General features: G+C 42.4%; 17 protein-coding genes and 1 pseudogene. 9 read left to right on the top strand and 9 right to left on the bottom strand.

Going from position 1 to position 15,786, the window contains the following annotated elements; translation table 11 throughout:
- Positions 1-115: 115 nt before the first annotated feature.
- Complete coding sequence (locus tag M1D69_RS00530; protein ID WP_458104924.1) at positions 116-2,206, top strand: glycosyltransferase family 39 protein; 2,091 nt, start codon at positions 116-118, stop codon at positions 2,204-2,206.
- 36 nt (positions 2,207-2,242) lie between these two features.
- Here the strand turns inward: M1D69_RS00530 and rplI are convergent, their stop codons facing one another.
- The 4 genes from rplI to M1D69_RS00510 form a co-directional block, all read right to left on the bottom strand.
- Positions 2,243-2,692, bottom strand: coding sequence for a 50S ribosomal protein L9 (gene rplI / locus M1D69_RS00525; RefSeq protein WP_010332608.1), 450 nt, complete (start codon positions 2,690-2,692; stop codon positions 2,243-2,245).
- Positions 2,689-4,668 carry a cyclic-di-AMP phosphodiesterase GdpP gene (gene gdpP, locus M1D69_RS00520; protein ID WP_458104925.1) on the bottom strand — a complete coding sequence of 660 codons (1,980 nt, stop codon included), beginning with the start codon at positions 4,666-4,668 and terminating at the stop codon, positions 2,689-2,691. The genes rplI and gdpP overlap by 4 nt, the downstream gene beginning before the upstream one ends.
- Positions 4,669-4,704: 36 nt before the next feature.
- Positions 4,705-5,634 (bottom strand): YybS family protein, encoded by a 930-nt coding sequence (locus M1D69_RS00515; protein ID WP_458104926.1) that lies wholly within the window; start codon positions 5,632-5,634, stop codon positions 4,705-4,707.
- 224 nt (positions 5,635-5,858) lie between these two features.
- Entirely contained in the window at positions 5,859-6,008 is a 150-nt protein-coding gene (locus M1D69_RS00510; protein WP_010332611.1) for a hypothetical protein, read from the bottom strand.
- 145 nt (positions 6,009-6,153) lie between these two features.
- On the opposite strand from M1D69_RS00510, the gene M1D69_RS00505 reads away from it, so the two are divergent.
- On the top strand, positions 6,154-6,639 hold the full coding sequence (locus tag M1D69_RS00505; protein WP_024123527.1) for a spore coat protein: 486 nt from the start codon (positions 6,154-6,156) through the stop codon (positions 6,637-6,639).
- 29 nt (positions 6,640-6,668) lie between these two features.
- Here the strand turns inward: M1D69_RS00505 and M1D69_RS00500 are convergent, their stop codons facing one another.
- On the bottom strand, positions 6,669-7,046 hold the full coding sequence (locus M1D69_RS00500; protein ID WP_458104927.1) for a winged helix-turn-helix transcriptional regulator: 378 nt from the start codon (positions 7,044-7,046) through the stop codon (positions 6,669-6,671).
- 209 nt (positions 7,047-7,255) lie between these two features.
- Between M1D69_RS00500 and M1D69_RS00495 the strand changes: the two genes are divergently transcribed.
- The gene (locus tag M1D69_RS00495) at positions 7,256-8,185 is read left to right on the top strand and encodes a manganese-dependent inorganic pyrophosphatase (protein WP_458104928.1); all 930 of its coding nucleotides are present in this window, start codon (positions 7,256-7,258) and stop codon (positions 8,183-8,185) included.
- A gap of 32 nt (positions 8,186-8,217) precedes the next feature.
- On the opposite strand, the gene M1D69_RS00490 is transcribed toward M1D69_RS00495, so the two are convergent.
- The gene (locus tag M1D69_RS00490) at positions 8,218-8,667 is read right to left on the bottom strand and encodes a DUF6376 family protein (protein ID WP_458104929.1); all 450 of its coding nucleotides are present in this window, start codon (positions 8,665-8,667) and stop codon (positions 8,218-8,220) included.
- A gap of 437 nt (positions 8,668-9,104) precedes the next feature.
- Here M1D69_RS00490 and M1D69_RS00485 point away from each other — a divergent pair, with 437 nt between their 5' ends.
- Both M1D69_RS00485 and M1D69_RS00480 read left to right on the top strand, forming a co-directional pair.
- Entirely contained in the window at positions 9,105-10,415 is a 1,311-nt protein-coding gene (locus tag M1D69_RS00485; protein ID WP_257988265.1) for an MFS transporter, read from the top strand.
- A gap of 155 nt (positions 10,416-10,570) precedes the next feature.
- On the top strand, positions 10,571-11,305 hold the full coding sequence (locus M1D69_RS00480; protein WP_458104930.1) for a MerR family transcriptional regulator: 735 nt from the start codon (positions 10,571-10,573) through the stop codon (positions 11,303-11,305).
- A gap of 32 nt (positions 11,306-11,337) precedes the next feature.
- On the opposite strand, the gene M1D69_RS00475 is transcribed toward M1D69_RS00480, so the two are convergent.
- Positions 11,338-12,132: a hypothetical protein gene (locus tag M1D69_RS00475; protein ID WP_202656542.1), complete on the bottom strand. Its 795-nt coding sequence runs from the start codon at positions 12,130-12,132 to the stop codon at positions 11,338-11,340.
- Positions 12,133-12,229: 97 nt separating this feature from the next.
- Between M1D69_RS00475 and M1D69_RS00470 the strand changes: the two are divergent.
- A pseudogene (locus tag M1D69_RS00470) lies at positions 12,230-12,349 on the top strand (VOC family protein); the annotation flags it as partial.
- Positions 12,350-12,459: 110 nt separating this feature from the next.
- Here the strand turns inward: M1D69_RS00470 and M1D69_RS00465 are convergent.
- Positions 12,460-13,122: an MBL fold metallo-hydrolase gene (locus tag M1D69_RS00465; protein ID WP_458104931.1), complete on the bottom strand. Its 663-nt coding sequence runs from the start codon at positions 13,120-13,122 to the stop codon at positions 12,460-12,462.
- Positions 13,123-13,411: 289 nt separating this feature from the next.
- Between M1D69_RS00465 and M1D69_RS00460 the strand changes: the two genes are divergently transcribed.
- Positions 13,412-13,555 carry a winged helix-turn-helix transcriptional regulator gene (locus tag M1D69_RS00460; RefSeq protein ID WP_458104932.1) on the top strand — a complete coding sequence of 48 codons (144 nt, stop codon included), beginning with the start codon at positions 13,412-13,414 and terminating at the stop codon, positions 13,553-13,555.
- 233 nt (positions 13,556-13,788) lie between these two features.
- On the opposite strand, the gene M1D69_RS00455 is transcribed toward M1D69_RS00460, so the two are convergent.
- The gene (locus M1D69_RS00455) at positions 13,789-14,469 is read right to left on the bottom strand and encodes an ArsR/SmtB family transcription factor (protein ID WP_059292128.1); all 681 of its coding nucleotides are present in this window, start codon (positions 14,467-14,469) and stop codon (positions 13,789-13,791) included.
- Positions 14,470-14,558: 89 nt separating this feature from the next.
- Between M1D69_RS00455 and M1D69_RS00450 the strand changes: the two genes are divergently transcribed.
- Both M1D69_RS00450 and M1D69_RS00445 read left to right on the top strand, forming a co-directional pair.
- On the top strand, positions 14,559-15,182 hold the full coding sequence (locus tag M1D69_RS00450) for a flavin reductase family protein (protein WP_458104933.1): 624 nt from the start codon (positions 14,559-14,561) through the stop codon (positions 15,180-15,182).
- A gap of 99 nt (positions 15,183-15,281) precedes the next feature.
- Entirely contained in the window at positions 15,282-15,692 is a 411-nt protein-coding gene (locus tag M1D69_RS00445) for a hypothetical protein (protein WP_458104934.1), read from the top strand.
- The last annotated feature ends 94 nt before the right edge of the window (positions 15,693-15,786 follow it).

The raw sequence follows: 15,786 nt of genomic DNA, 5'->3' as shown, positions 1-15,786 counted from the left end.
TCTCCGTCTCTTTTTTATGGAAAAACTGTCAGACATTCTTTGAATCTTTATGGTTTATTCATAAGTTTTTCATATTTGTTTTTTACAATAGGACATCATAAAGAGGTGAAAAACGATGAAAACCAAACGTTTCGACACAGTCCTTATTGTTATTTTGCTTGCAGCGGCTTTTCTCAACACCTATCACATTTGGCAGGATGACGCTGCGAACCAATACTATCTGGCAGCGGTGAAAAGCATGACGCAAAGCTTCCACAATTTCTTCTATGCGTCATTTGACCCTTCCGGATTTGTAACAGTTGATAAGCCGCCTGTTGTTTTATGGATTCAAACGATTTTCGCGCTGATCTTTGGTGTTCATACGTGGAGTGTCATCATTCCTCAGGCTCTCGCGGGGGTTGGATCGGTATTCCTTCTGTATAGAATGATCAAACCGACATTTGGCATTGGAGCGGCCCGCGCCGCCGCACTTGTCATGGCGCTGACACCGATCGCAGTCGCCGTCAGCCGGACAAACAACATTGACAGCATGCTTGTCTTTACCTTATTGCTCGGTTCATCATGCCTGCTTCGGGCGGTCAAACAAGGCAAGCTCGTTTGGCTCCTGACGGCTTTTGGCCTGATCGGCCTTGCATTTAATATGAAAATGATGCAAGCCTTTATGGTATTGCCTGCATTTGTGTTATTCTACCTGATTGCTTCTCGGGCTTCGCTAAAGAAAAAAATAGGTTCGCTGATTCTGTCTCTTATCCTCCTGACCGGTATATCGCTCTCATGGGCGGTTATTGTGGATTCAACATCCTCCTCCAGCCGGCCGTATATCGGAAGCAGTCAGACAAACTCTGTGTTAGAACTCGCCTTCGGATATAACGGCACAGAGCGGCTGCTTGGGCAAACCACCGGCCTTGCACGCAGTGCAGGCGGCGGTAACATGCAGAATAATGGCACGATGCAAGCGCCAAATCACAATGAATCCTCTGACGGAACCTCTTCATCTCAGAACGGAAACAGCAAGGCAGATAGAAATCAAAACAGCACCGGTTCCTTCGGGGGCAATGCACAGGCTCCTCAGCCGCCTTCTGGGCAAAACGGCGCTTCCAATGGAGGGGGCGGCACACCTCCAACAGGCGGACCAGGGAACGGAGGACCAAACGGCGGAAATGGAGGACCCGGCGGGGGCGGCGGAAAAAGCATGAATATGTTCGGCACAGGCGATGCAGGACCGCTTCGTCTCTTCCAATCGGCACTCTCCGGCCAAATCAGCTGGATGCTTCCATTCGCATTGATCGGATTGCTGGGCGGAATCGTCAGCTGGTACCGTGATCGCCGCGGTCAGGCTACGGAAATGAAAGAAACAATATTCTGGACAGCATGGCTCGTACCTGTGGCAGGTTTCTTCAGCATCGCGGGATTCTTCCACCAGTATTATTTGATTATGCTGGCACCGCCGATTGCCGCACTTTCCGGTATCGGATGGTATACAATGTCTCGCTTATACAAAAACAATAAAGATTGGACAAGCTGCCTGCTGCCAGCGGCCGTCTTCATCACATCCGCATTCCAAGTGTATATTTTGAGTGCTTATACAAGCCAAATCGGCAGTGGTTGGATGTATGTACTTGGACTCGCAGGACTCGGCACCACCATTGCTCTGCTCATGTTCAAACGCAGCAAACAGCTAATCATTGTCAGCTTATGCGTACTGCTGCTCGCACCAATCTACTGGTCAGCAACGCCGCTTTTATACGGGGGCAACAGCGTTCTTCCTGAATCCGGCCCGCAGCTTAAAAGCTCGGCAAACGGAGGAAACATGTTCTCCTCAGAAATGGACACCGGTCTCCTGTCTTATCTGAGAGAGCATAATACCGGCGAAGAGTATTTATTTGCTACGTTGACAACCGTAACGGCTGCGCCATATATCATCAATACAGATGAATCTGTCATGGCACTCGGCGGCTTCAACGGCACAGATCCGATTCTGACTGTCTCTGAGCTGAAAAAACTGGTCAATGAGGGCAAAGTGAAATACTTCCTTCTGTCAGAAACTAACTCAGACAATGCTGAACTCGTTTCTTGGATCAAGAAACACGGCCAAGAAATATCTTCTGACGAGTACAGCAGTTCCTCTAGCAGCACAAGCAGCCAGCAAGGCATGAAAGGTGGACCTGGCGGAGAAAGCCAGCAAACCCTTTATCTCGTAGAATAAAAAAAGAGGCTTGGATCAATCCAAGCCTCTTTTCTATTAAGCTTCTTCTTTCACATGTACCTTTAACACAGCCTGCACCTCAGGATGCAATTTCACAGGAACGTTTGTATATCCTAACGCGCGAATGCCGTCCGGCAGTTCCAGCTTCCGTTTATCCACTTTAATGTTATGGTCTTTTTGAAGTTGTTCAGTAATTTGCTTGCTTGTGACAGAGCCGAACAAACGGCCGCCTTCACCTGATTTCGCGCTGAGCTCAACAGTCAGTTTTTCTAATGTTTCTTTTAAGCTCTTTGCCTGCTCAAGCTCTGCGATGGCTTCTTTTTTCTCTTTCTGCTTTTGACCGTTTAGTACACTGATGTTTGACGCGTTCGCTTCAACCGCGAGGCCTTTTTTAATCAGAAAGTTATGCGCATAACCGTCTGCTACGTTTTTCACTTCGCCTTTTTTTCCTTTTCCTTTTACATCTTGTAAGAAAATAACCTTCATCTTTGTACGCCTCCCTCAAAATACTCATCTATGGCGCCCTTCAGCCGCTCCAGCGCTTCTGTTACTGAAATGCCGGATAACTGAGTCGCCGCATTTGTTAAATGTCCTCCGCCTTCCAGCGCCTCCATGATGATCTGAACATTCACATCGCCAAGAGACCTCGCACTGATACAAACAGTTTGTTCATCACGTCTTGCTACCGCAAATGAAGCCTCAACCTCGCTCATCGACAGCAGTGAATCCGCAGCCTGCGCAATCAGCACTTGATCGAAATATTCATCCTCATTCTCAGGCAGAGACGCAATCGCGATATTCTCTTTATAGAGGGCCGTATGCTGGATCAGCTTCGCCCGTTTAATATAGGAATCAACGGTTTCTTTGAGGAACTTCTGCACAAGCACCGTATCGGCGCCTTTCGCTCTTAAATATGAAGCTGCATCAAAGGTCCGCGAGCCAGTGCGGAGTGAAAAGCTCTTTGTATCCACTATTATACCAGCTAATAGGGCGGTTGCTTCAATCATATTGATTTTTAAGCGCTTCGGCTGATACTCTAGCAGCTCTGTCACCAATTCCGCTGTTGATGAAGCGTACGGCTCCATATAGACGAGCAGCGGGTCTTTGATAAATTCTTCGCCTCTGCGGTGATGGTCGATGACCACAATATGTTCAATTTTGTTTACCAGCCGTTCTTCCATGACAAGCGACGGCTTATGTGTATCCACGATGACAAGCAGCGTGTCGTCATTGGCAATTTCCATCGCTTCTTCAGGCGTAATAAACCTTGACCACAGATCTTCATATTTTTTAATTTCCTCAATCAAGCGCTGCACACTTGAACCGATTTGATTCGGATCAATCACAATAAATCCATCTTTGTTATTTGCCTGTGACACCTTTAATATCCCGATCGCCGCGCCGATAGAATCCATGTCGGGGAATTTATGTCCCATGATAATCACATTGCTGCTTTCAGAAACGATTTCCTTTAAAGCATGAGAAATCACGCGGGCGCGCACCCTTGTTCGCTTCTCCATCGGGTTCGTTTTACCGCCGTAAAACTTCACTTTACCGTTTGGCAGCTTAATGGCTACCTGGTCTCCGCCGCGTCCCAGCGCTAAGTCCAGACTGGATTGCGCCAAATCGCCAAGCTCTTTCAGCGATGAGACCGAAGCTCCTATACCAACGCTTAAGGTCAGCGCAACGCCGTCAAATGAAGTTTTTTCCCGTACCTCATCCAGAATCGAAAACTTCGAATTTTCAAGTTCGGTTAAAATGTGTTCATTAAGCACAGCGATGAAACGTTCGGATGAAGTCCTTTTCAGGAATATTCCATACTCCTGCGCCCAAGCGTTGAGCAATGATGTCACTTGGCTGTTCATCGTGCTTCTCGTCTGGTCGTCTAATCCTTGCGTCACATCATCATAGTTATCAAGGAAAATATAGGCCAGCACAGTTCTTTCATTTTCATATTGCTTTTCAATCTGTATCTGTTCCGTCACATCGAAGAAATAAAGCAGACGCTCATCCCGTTTGATGACCACTTTAAATTTTCGGTCATTCAATGTAACCGTTTCCGATTCTACCTCTTGTTTGATGAGCGGCACAACTGATTCACAAGTATCATAAAGTGATCTCCCCACTAAAGTACTTTCATTAAAGCAAGAAGAGAGAAACGGATTTGCCCATTCTATATAGTATTGATCATTAAAAAGCATGATGCCGATCGGCATTTCCATCAATGCCTCTTCACCGACTTTTTTCAACCTGTAGGATAACGTAGAAATATAAGCGTCAATCTCTTTTCGAATAAGAGAATCCGCGCGTTTTATAAAAAACAGTATAACTGCAAGCAGCAACACTTCGACGGTTCCTATGATCCAGTTAAAATAAAAGCTGATGAGGATTGTAATGATTGACAAAGCAATCAATGCATAGATGGGATACCGAAACAACGGTTTTTCATAAAAGCTTGGCATTTCTATCACTCCCCACCATGTGAGTACAACTCATATTCACTTCACCTTATTCCTTATGTTAAAGCCCATGTCCATAACGCCTAAAATGCGAATCGCTGCCATAAAAATCGGATGCAGCAGACCAAGAATGACTGCAATGACGGCGACTGCCTTCGGATATTTTTTCTTATGGCAATAGAAAAAGATAAATGATAAACCCTGGATAAAAATAAGAAACCCGAGTATAAACTCCCCATTTAAAGCGATAGAGTACAGCATATGGCCTTTTTCTACAGGCAGAAATGAAAGAATGACAATCAACAAATACAGTACTACCACACTTTGCGGAAACTTCAACTCTCTAAAAGGCTTTAGACTAGGAATATCGGGGGAGAATCGCCTTAAGAGCGGCTTAGCGATAAGGTAACTGAGGAAAGAAAAAATGGCTCCTACCATCACGATAGCTGTTGGAAAAAGATATTGAACCGTACTCAATTGTTCTTCCATCAGTTTCATTTGTTTCTCAAGCTCTTCAGCATTACCCGATTGTTTCAAAACGGATTCAACGATATCGAGTGATTGCCGGTATTGTGTCATTGCTTCATCAATGATATTGATACCCAAAAACTGAATGCTTATCACAAAATAGAACACGATACAAAGCATATAAATAAGGGCACCCGAAATAATAGCATGACCGGGTTCTCTTTTTTTGAAAAAATGCCCCATGGCAATGCCCGCACAAGCTGACATAAAAGCTACAATAAGTCCGTTAAAGGACCCGACAATAAAGACAACAGGAAGACTGACAGCGCCCATCCACAATCCTAATTTCAATCCGTGTCTGATCGTATAAAGGATCATAGGCAGCGGCAGTGCAAATAACAGAATTGTTCCAATCAATGGAACATAAACGACCAACAGTGTGATGATCGCAAACAAACTGATTAAAATAGCACCTTCCATTAATGCTCTTGTTTGTTTCACTTAGTCACCTCGTATCATACTGAACATACGAATAGAAAAGAGCAGCATAAACGACTGCTCTTTTTTTCATCGCCGCAACATGTTTTGCACCAATGTTTTCATATCATCTCTAAAATTACTTTTATATTTTAACATAAGTCCAAATCGCAAGTAAAATGACGCCAATGTTTCATGTGAAACATTGCAAACGAAAAGACATTCTTTAAAAGAATGCCCATCACTTCTTATTCTTTATCATCCATAAAACCAGAAGACTCTTTGTTTTTCTTCTTCGTTTTTCTGACATACACAAATATTAAAATCACAAGTAAAAGGGTTGTTGCTTGCAGAACGCCGCTGCTAAACAAGAAAAAGTTCTTTATCATGTCCCACATCGTGTTTCACCTCTTTTTGGATGTTCTCAACCCGTATCCTATATAAGGTGAATTTCCCTTTTTAAAAACTTCAAAACATCATGAACAACATTGAACGTTGGGCATATGCTGATACAGAATCTGATTGATAAAGGAGATTTGTTACATGGATGAACGCAGAACGTTGGCTTGGCATGAAACTTTAGAGATGCATGAGCTGGTTGCTTTTCAGGCAAACGGGCTCATTAAACTGAAGAAAATGATTAGAGAAGTTAGAGATCCTCAGCTCAGACAGCTTTATAGCGTGTCCATTCAGGCCGTTGAGCAAAACTTAAAAGAGCTTCTCCCATTCTTCCCTCAGGCGCCGATGCCTCGCGATGATGAGGAAGAAGAGCGCGCGGATAATCCATTTTACAGCGGTGACCTGCTCGGCTTTGCCAAAACATCTGTCCGCAGTTATGCCATCGCAATTACAGAAACAGCAACACCTCAATTAAGAACCGTACTTGTCAAACAGCTAAATGCTGCCATTAAGTTGCATGCGCAGGTTTATCAATACATGTATCAGCATGGATACTACCCATCTTACAACCTTTCTGATCTGTTAAAAAATGACGTCAGAAACGCCAATAAAGCCATTTCGATGAAATAAAAGAAGCAGCAAAGGCTCTCCCTTTGCTGCTACTTCTGCTGTTCTTTTAATAAACTGTTCGAACGACGCGCCTCCAGTACTTCTCGGTTGGCGTCGCCCCAGTCTTTCATTTGCAATACAATCGGCTCAAGCGTTCGCCCGAATTCTGTCAGAGAATACTCAACCTTGGGCGGCACCTGGTGATAAACTTCACGATGAACAATGCCATCCGCTTCAAGCTCCCGAAGCTGCAGGGTCAGCATTCGTTGGGTAATACTCGGGCAGATTTTGCGAAACTCATTGAACCGTTTCTTGCCATCTATCATGTGATAAAAAAGGATTCCTTTCCACTTTCCGCCAATGACATCTAGTGTAAATTCAACTGGACAGCCTTCTTTGTTCGGATAAATATTATTTTTTCGGCTCATGTTCGACCCTCCAATAGTACCTTTTTTGATACTACAGATCATTTTGTAACTGACCTACCCAGTATTTTACACACCTTTCCTCTTCCACTCAAAAAAAATGCTTTTTATTCACATCAATTTTTAAGGGTTTGCATGATTACACCCGCAGCAAGACGTGTTAAACTATAAAAAGAATGTTTACACTACTTAAAAAAGGATAAGGAGTTATCATGGAAAAAATACTTATTTTCGGACACCAAAATCCAGACACAGATACGATTTGCTCTGCTATTGCTTACGCTGATTTGAAAAACAAACTCGGTTTCAACGCTGAGCCTGTCAGACTTGGACAAGTCAACGGCGAAACACAATACGCGCTTGATTACTTCAAACAAGAAAGCCCTCGTCTTGTAGAAACAGCTGCAAACGAAGTAAACGGCGTTATCCTTGTTGACCACAACGAACGCCAGCAAAGCATCAAGGATATTGAAGACGTTCAGGTTCTTGAAGTCATCGACCATCACAGAATCGCAAACTTCGAAACAGCTGAGCCGCTTTACTATCGTGCTGAGCCTGTCGGCTGTACGGCTACAATCTTAAACAAAATGTACAAAGAAAATAACGTAACCATCGAGAAAGAAATTGCCGGCCTTATGCTGTCCGCTATCATTTCTGACTCTCTGTTATTCAAATCTCCAACTTGCACTGATCAAGACGTAGCGGCAGCAAAAGAACTTGCTGAAATCGCTGGCGTAGATGCTGAAGAATACGGCTTAAACATGCTGAAAGCCGGCGCTGACTTAAGCAAAAAAACAGTTGAAGAGCTGATTTCTCTTGATGCAAAAGAATTCACACTCGGCAGCAAAAAAGTCGAAATCGCACAAGTCAACACAGTGGATATCGAAGATGTGAAAAAACGCCAAGCTGAGTTAGAAGCGGTGATTTCTAAAGTTTTGGCTGAGAAGAACCTTGATCTGTTCCTTCTTGTCATCACAGACATCTTAGAAAACGATTCACTCGCACTTGCAATCGGTAACGAAGCGGACAAAGTGGAAAAAGCGTTCAACGTCACATTAGAAAACAACACAGCCCTTCTTAAAGGCGTTGTTTCTCGTAAAAAACAAGTCGTTCCTGTGTTAACAGACGCGATTGCAGAATAAGAAAAAGCATCCCGCTCCCGGGATGCTTTTTCTCATTCGCCAAGCTTTTCAATTTGCCCCATCACATCAGTCATTTGCTTAGCGTTTTGGACCAATTCGGATTGCTCCAATTCCTCAAGCGTTACCTTTCCTTCTTCCACTTGCTGCAAGACGTCTTCCGCACTTTTTTGCAAAGTTTCGTTATGCTCCTGCAGGGTGTTGTGAAGCTTCGCTGCGGCATCAGGCGGGGTTAATTCATTAAAATCAGCCGCTGCCTTTTGAATAGACTCAAGCTGTGTCTCTAGTTTTTCTTTCGCCTCAGTGTCATTTACAGCTTCCTCAGCCAATGCAGGCGCTTCCTCTGCAAACGTCTTCACCTTTTCCACATAAGCTGACGCTTCATTTGTATAATCGAGCCCGTCATTCACCTGATCCAGTATTCCGCATCCGCCTGCCCCCAAAAGACCAGCGCCGGCCAAAACCGTCAGAACCATTTTCTTCATTGTTTGCCCCCTTATCGTTTCTTCTTCATTTTTTCTTTTAAGATCGGAATCAATTTCTCTTTCGCTAATGGCAGCCCCTTCTTCACCAATTCATGTTTCAGCCATTTCTTCAGCTTAGACATCGTAAATCTCCTCTCCCTTTTTTGATAAAAATGAAAAAAACTCCACCGATTTGGTGAAGTTCAGAAACAAAAAGACCTTCACCAAATCAGATTTGGCAAAGGTCTCGCTAACAATTAAATTGCCAGCAAAGCCGAGGACACCTTGTCCCGTAATGACGACTTTACTGTGAAAGCTACTCCCCTTTGGAGTGTTCATTTTTATTACTTTCATTCTAAAGCAATGGGCTTTTCCAGTCAAATTCCTGCTGTCCGTTTACATAAAAGAGAGCTGTGGTATTTAAAATTTGAATGGTATTTACATTCGGAGATCATGCTATGACAGAGGAGGTTTTCATCATGAGTCAAGAGCGCGTGAAACGGCCCGGGCATACCAGATGGTATATATCTTCGTTACTGAGCGGCATTATCATTCTTAATTATTTTGATCGAGTGGCCATTTCTGTAGCTGCCCCGGCGATACAAGATTCGTTTCACCTCACAGCAACTGAACTCGGCATTGTGTTTTCGATTTACACATATTCGTACACACTGATGCAGCTGCCCGTCGGAAGTTTATTGGACAGGTTTGGCGTGGCCTGGGTCACAAGAATCGGAATGACGATTTGGAGCATTTTAACGATCATTCTCGCTTTTTTACAAGGAAAACTGCTCTTATATGTGTTCCGATTTCTCATTGGGCTGACAAGCGCATCGGCGTTCCCCGCCGCTTCCAAAGCAACCGCTCTATGGTTTCCGCCAAGCGAACGGGGTCTGGCGAACTCACTGTTTGATTCAGCCGCTAAATTTTCAAACGTGATCGGAGCGCCGCTGGTCGCCTTTCTCGTCACAACATTTGATTGGCGGGTCGCCTTTTTAACGATTGGATGCATCAATGTGCTGTTTACCATCTTTTTCTGGCAGTACTATGAGCAGCCCGAACGGCACAAACGCATTTCCAAAAGCGAATTAAACTATATTCAGAAACACAATACAATCACAACAGAGCAAATCCCTTACAAAACGGGTCCGCTTTTAAAAAAGCTTTTCACTAATCGCAAAGTATGGGGCTTAATGATCGGATTTACGGGGTACGGCTATACATTCAACCTGCTGCTTACATGGCTTCCGACTTTCTTTAAGCATACATACGGAATGGATCTCATGTCATCCGGTTTATTCACCGCCGTGCCGTGGCTGATCTCAACCATTTCCGGCATTGTGGTCGGCGGCTGGCTCGTCGATTATCTTATCAAAAAAGGCTATTCCAACACCAAGGTGTACCGAACCGTGATCATTGTAGGGATGAGCTTCGGCTTTTTCTTTTTGGGCTCCATTTTGACGAATAATATCACCGTTGCGATTATCTGCATTTCAATCGGCCTCGCCGGCGTTTCTGCAACGGCTCCGGTCGGCTGGTCCATCTCAGCAGAACTGGCCCCGATTGGCTCCGTTTCCATGCTGAGTTCCATGGTAAACCTGGCAAACAACCTATTCGGAGGTATAATCGCCGCTTCACTCACGGGATATTTGTTTGATGTGACAGGTTCCTTTACGCTCAGCTTTCTGGTTGCCGGTTTTGTATTGCTGCTTGGGCTGATTTTTTACGTATTTGTGCTGGGAGATGTGAAAAGAATTAAGTTGGAGTAAAGAGTGCTTGTGTGCAAGCACTCTTTTCTTTGAGCATAAAACAGCTTTCTCGGGGGCTATATCTCATTCTCTCCGGGTAAAAATAACATCATTTTTATTCTTGACTCCAACCAAAGGTAAGGCCTCATAGTGATAGAGGAAGGAGGGATTGAGCTGTGAAAGTAACAGTAAAAGAACTGTCGCACATTGCGAACGTGACAATCAAAACGCTTTATCATTATCACAAAATCGGCTTGCTGGTCCCAAAAGAAATCAGCGAAGCCGGGTATCGGTACTATGGTGCCGACGAGCTAAAAAGACTGCAGGAAATCCTTTTTTACAAAGAATTAGATATTCCTTTGTCAGAAATAAAAAGGTTATTAGATGAGGATGCTGACAGAACGGGTACATTAGAAAAGCAAAAAAAGCTGTTTGAAAAGAAAATTAAAAAGTACCAGCGCTTCGTTCAAACGGTCAATACGTCTTTAGAATACACAAGAAAAGGTGAGAACATGGATCATAAGGTAATGTTTAAAGGATTTGAAACCGCTGACGAATGGAAACAATCTTTAGCGGAACAAAATGACCATCTAAAAGAGCATTACGATTTTGAAGTAGATACCCACGCTGTCAATGTAGATGAAATGAACAAAATGGCGATAGAGGCAAAACATTTTCTTGATGGAATGGCTGATTTTTTAAGAAGCGGTGTGGCGTATCATGACCCTGCCGTGCAAGAGCATGTCATGAATCATATTACGTTCCTGAATCAAAACGGACATCCGACAAGCAAAGAAGATTACGTAAAACAAACACGATTTTTTATGCAGGATGATTTTCATCGAGGAATGTTAGAAGAGCAGCAAACCGGTTTATCTTATTATCTGACCGTCGTTGCAGAACACCTGTAGCGTGAGTCTTTGCCACTACGCGTTCTCTCTGCTCAAGTTGCGGCACCGCCAACAATCGATACATTCTGCCGGTCAACGCCAAAATTCCGCCCGTTCCATTTCAATACGGTTTGAACATATCCCAATGAGTCGGCGTTATACCTTCCGGCGATCCGCTGATACGCCAGCAATTCGTATACGCCGTCTCTGTTGAAATCAACCGGATACAAGCCGGATAAAGGATTGACCCAGCCTTCTATCGGCGCTTTTAAAACACCCTGATTCGTATAAATTTCATTCAAATAGTCTCTGCCTTTGTAAGTAAGATCCAGTATATATTGTTCATGCTGGCGTTGACTGATCACGCTCGCTTTATATTGATTTTGATAGCTCACACTGTACTTGAATTCATCATTAAAAGAATCCGAATTGAAAATCTGCCTGAACTGCCGGTTCATATAGGCAAACACATACGCATAGATAGAGCCTCCGCTTCCCCCTGTATCGATTACAACAGCCACATCTTCCGTTTGATTGCCTGTCACATCAGCCAGAAAAAGTGACGGATTGTATCCGATATTGTTATGAAGCTGGATTTGCCGTTCCTGATGTGTTTTGCCGTCACGTATCACCAAAGTGATATTTCTCCATAGCGGACTGCCTGACGTTTGATTGCCAGTAAGGAAGACTTCATCAGCGACTCCATCTCCAGTTACGTCACCCCGCGCTGCAGTAATAATGGCGCGCGAGAAAACGGGCTGCCTATAGGCATATGGATACTGGTAAAGCGTTGATTCTCCGCCATGATAAACCCAATAAGGTGCCATTCTGCTGTTGTATGGATTCAATTGAATTCACCCTTTCCTAATCACCTTCATGAATCATTATATGCAGAAAAAGTACACAGCAGATCACATGCAGCCCGTCTTGTTTCAGAATGTCACGAAAATGAATGTCCATGTAGAGGAAGGGCCTGTAAAAAGAACCGGTGCGCTTGGTCCGATTCTATCTGTCTATATAAGAGATCCAGATCAGAACCTGATTGAACTATCACGATATCTTTAAATCTCCCAAAACATACCGAGTGAATTTGGTATGTTTTTGAGGGACTTATTCCTTCTAAAAAACCGATACTCAAAATAGTTTCACCCTTCTCCCCAATCAATTAATATTCTTTAATCTCTATACTTTAAGACATACCTTTTATACCGTTCTTCATTATAAAGAATGCTTTGTCCATGCGATGAGCAGATAAGAATTGGTTTGATTTCATCTATGATTGCGCCGCTATCTATATTCTCATTCATATCGACGCTGAATTTTCTAATAGGCGGGTGCAGCTCCTCCTTACTTGTAATAAAAAGGTCTCCCGATAATAAAATGTTATCAGTTTCATGATGGTAGATAACATGCCCCGGAGAATGTCCGGGTGTTACATAGTATTGTATCGGCAAATGAGCAAGTGTATGCTCTGTCAGCGGCCGGACAATATGTGCTACCCCTGTGTTTTCGACCTCATTTTTGTTCGGATAAGGCGCTTCTCCATTTATATAAATCAGTTCTTTTTGATGGGCATAAATAGGAATGTCAAACTTCTCTAACCATCTTGCTGCACCTTGAATATGATCACTATGGCCATGGGTCAGCAGAATGGCTTTTGGATTGCCAATTGCTAACGCTGCCATTATTTGCGCATCTGCGAAACGTTCTATTCCTGTATCAATAATATAGACATCATCGCCATCTTTAATAAACCAAATATGAACTGGGATATGAATCGGTACATCTAGTTCAAATTCACACTGATAGACATGTTCTGATATTTGTATTAAGTTCAAGCAAACCACTTCCTTTGTATATTTTTGTTACCATTACTGTAATACAAATGACAAATAAGTTGGATATGTAATGACGCACATTTTTGTAAGGTAAATTGCAAGGTGACGATATGGGAAATCGGTCCAATGGGTATGGTGCAGAAGGAAAAAAGCATATCCTGCAGAAATGACTCTACACATTATCCGCGGAAATTGGAAAGGAATCATCATCGATATCCTATCTCATCAACCGGTCAGGTTTAATGAACTGAAAAGATAAATACCAGGTATCACACAAAGTAAGCTGACATTGCAGCTAAGGGAACTAGAAGCAGATGGTGTAATGAAGAGAAAGGCAGAGAATACTGTACCGAAAAAGGTGGAATATTCTTTAACAGAACTCGGCGAAAAAGCTATCTCCTATCATTTCATCGATGGGGAATCGAATATTTGAGTCATTCAAAAACCGCCCAGAGCGTCATGAAAGGGACATGGCTGACTATGAGACATAGCTTCATGCCAAATAAAAAAACCTGGACGAAAAAATTTAAGATCATCACAGGCTTTAAGTATTTCAAAATATAAGGAATTACATCACTTTACTTTGGTTTTTATCAATATGGCACCGTCCATCTGCTTTGTACACTCTCTATGTTCTTTTTACAGATGGAGAAAGTATGTTTTCTATTAGATACTCAATTTAAAGTATTTCTCAAATGCAGCTTTTCCGCTTTGTGTAACCTTAATAGCTCTAGTTTTAGGCATACGCACAATCCATTGTTGCTCTAGCATCCTGTCTAATAATGCATGTCCCAATGCGCCTGCTAAATGATGCTGCCGCTCACTCCAATCTAAACAGCAAAGCGCAAAAGATCTCCTCTTATTTCTTTGTTTTTCTTCGTCGACTCCAAAATCCTTGAAAAACAAAGAGCCTTCTGAAGTCACCTCAAACTGTAAATCCGCTTTTCGTAAGAAGCCCTGCTCGACTAATGAATGTGTCACTTGCACGCCGATATAACCAGCCAGATGATCATAACAGGTACGGGCAAAGTGTAAATCACTTTTTTCTTTTGAATCATTGAAAGACTTCACTTTTGAATCAGGCGAAATACTGAGCAATTGTTCGATCACTTTTGCAGCATCGGCGCTAGCCAATTTATAATACCGATGTCTTCCATGCTTCTCTACACTGATGAGCTGTGCTTCAAGTAATTTTTGCAGGTGAAAGCTCGCAGTTTGAGGCTTGATTTTAGCGAAATATGCAAGCTCTCCAGCAGGGTGTATTCTTCCATCCATAAGGCTCAAAAGAATAGAAGAACGCGTGGGGTCAGATAGTAACGAAGCAACCTTTGCAATATTAGGATTCATCATTCTCCTCCTTACATTCATATTTCGATGATAGTTGAAATGTTAAACCTTTACAATATGAATAAATACTAATTAGGAGGCATTAAGCGTTGAACAGTGAAAAACAAGACACCCTTCATTTTAAAGAAATCAAACCAAATATTATGTACTATGGCACGTCAACATTCCTTCTTTCCACTTTGAATGAAGACGGAACCACCAATATTAGTCCGATGTCTTCCTCGTGGACGCTTGGAAACTATATTGTTCTGGGAGTAGGACTAGGAGGAAAAGCCATTGAAAATATAAAGAGACACAAAGAATGTGTCATTAACTTGCCCAGCCCCGACTTATGGAAAAACGTTGAAAGAATTTCGTCTTTTAGCGGAAAAAAGAATATCCCGCCCTTGAAGAAACAGCTTGGGTTTACTTACAAAAAAGAGAAATACGAAGCGGCAGGGTTAACACCTTTATCATCAATGACAGTAGCACCAACAAGAATTAAAGAATGCCCTATCCAAATAGAAGCAGAAGTGAAACATATTCGGATACCAGATTACGAACCATCATTTGCGATTGTGGAAACACAAGCTTTACATTTTCACGCCGAGGAAAAGATCATATTGAACGACAACCACATTGACCCTTCAAAATGGAGTCCGCTTATTTATAATTTCAGACACTATTTTGGTTTAGGAAAAGAAATAGGAAAAACCTTTCGTTCGGAAACATGACTCAATAAACCTTTTAATGGGAAATTGCGTATTATACCCCTTCTATGTTTCAATGGAAATCGTTAGTAACAGCTTAAAATAAAAACGGAGATATTGAAAATGAGAATTTTAAATACGAGATTTAAACGTTTATTGAGATTAAGAGATTTTGAATTCTTTCAAGTAGAATTAAACGATGATGAGAGATGTGCTTTTTTATTATACGTTGATGAAAGATTTCCAGATTCTGAAGAAGGTAACAATATTAATGTTTATTTGATTTCTCACTTTGAGCTACCTGATTCATCGTATCAAGCTGTGCTACGTTTTAATGATGATCTATTGGGTATGAAACATAATTGTTCATATGTAATGGACACTTTAACTGTTACAGAGGAATTTAATTTCGATTTCCCATTTGATATGCCAGCTATTCGTGAATATGTTCAAGAGTTATTGTCCGCTTTAAGAATTAACAAAAAACTCCCTGAATTTGAAGAAACGGATTTCAATTATTTATCTCAAGAATAGTAAAGGATTAGTATGTATAACCAGTAATTTTGGATATGTTGTACAAAGTATTGTATATGCACTTATTTAAAGAAAGTGTTGTTTGATTTGCACA

This window comes from Bacillus sp. PK3-037, from assembly GCF_054161355.1.
This window is presented reverse-complemented; position numbering and strand designations above follow the sequence as displayed.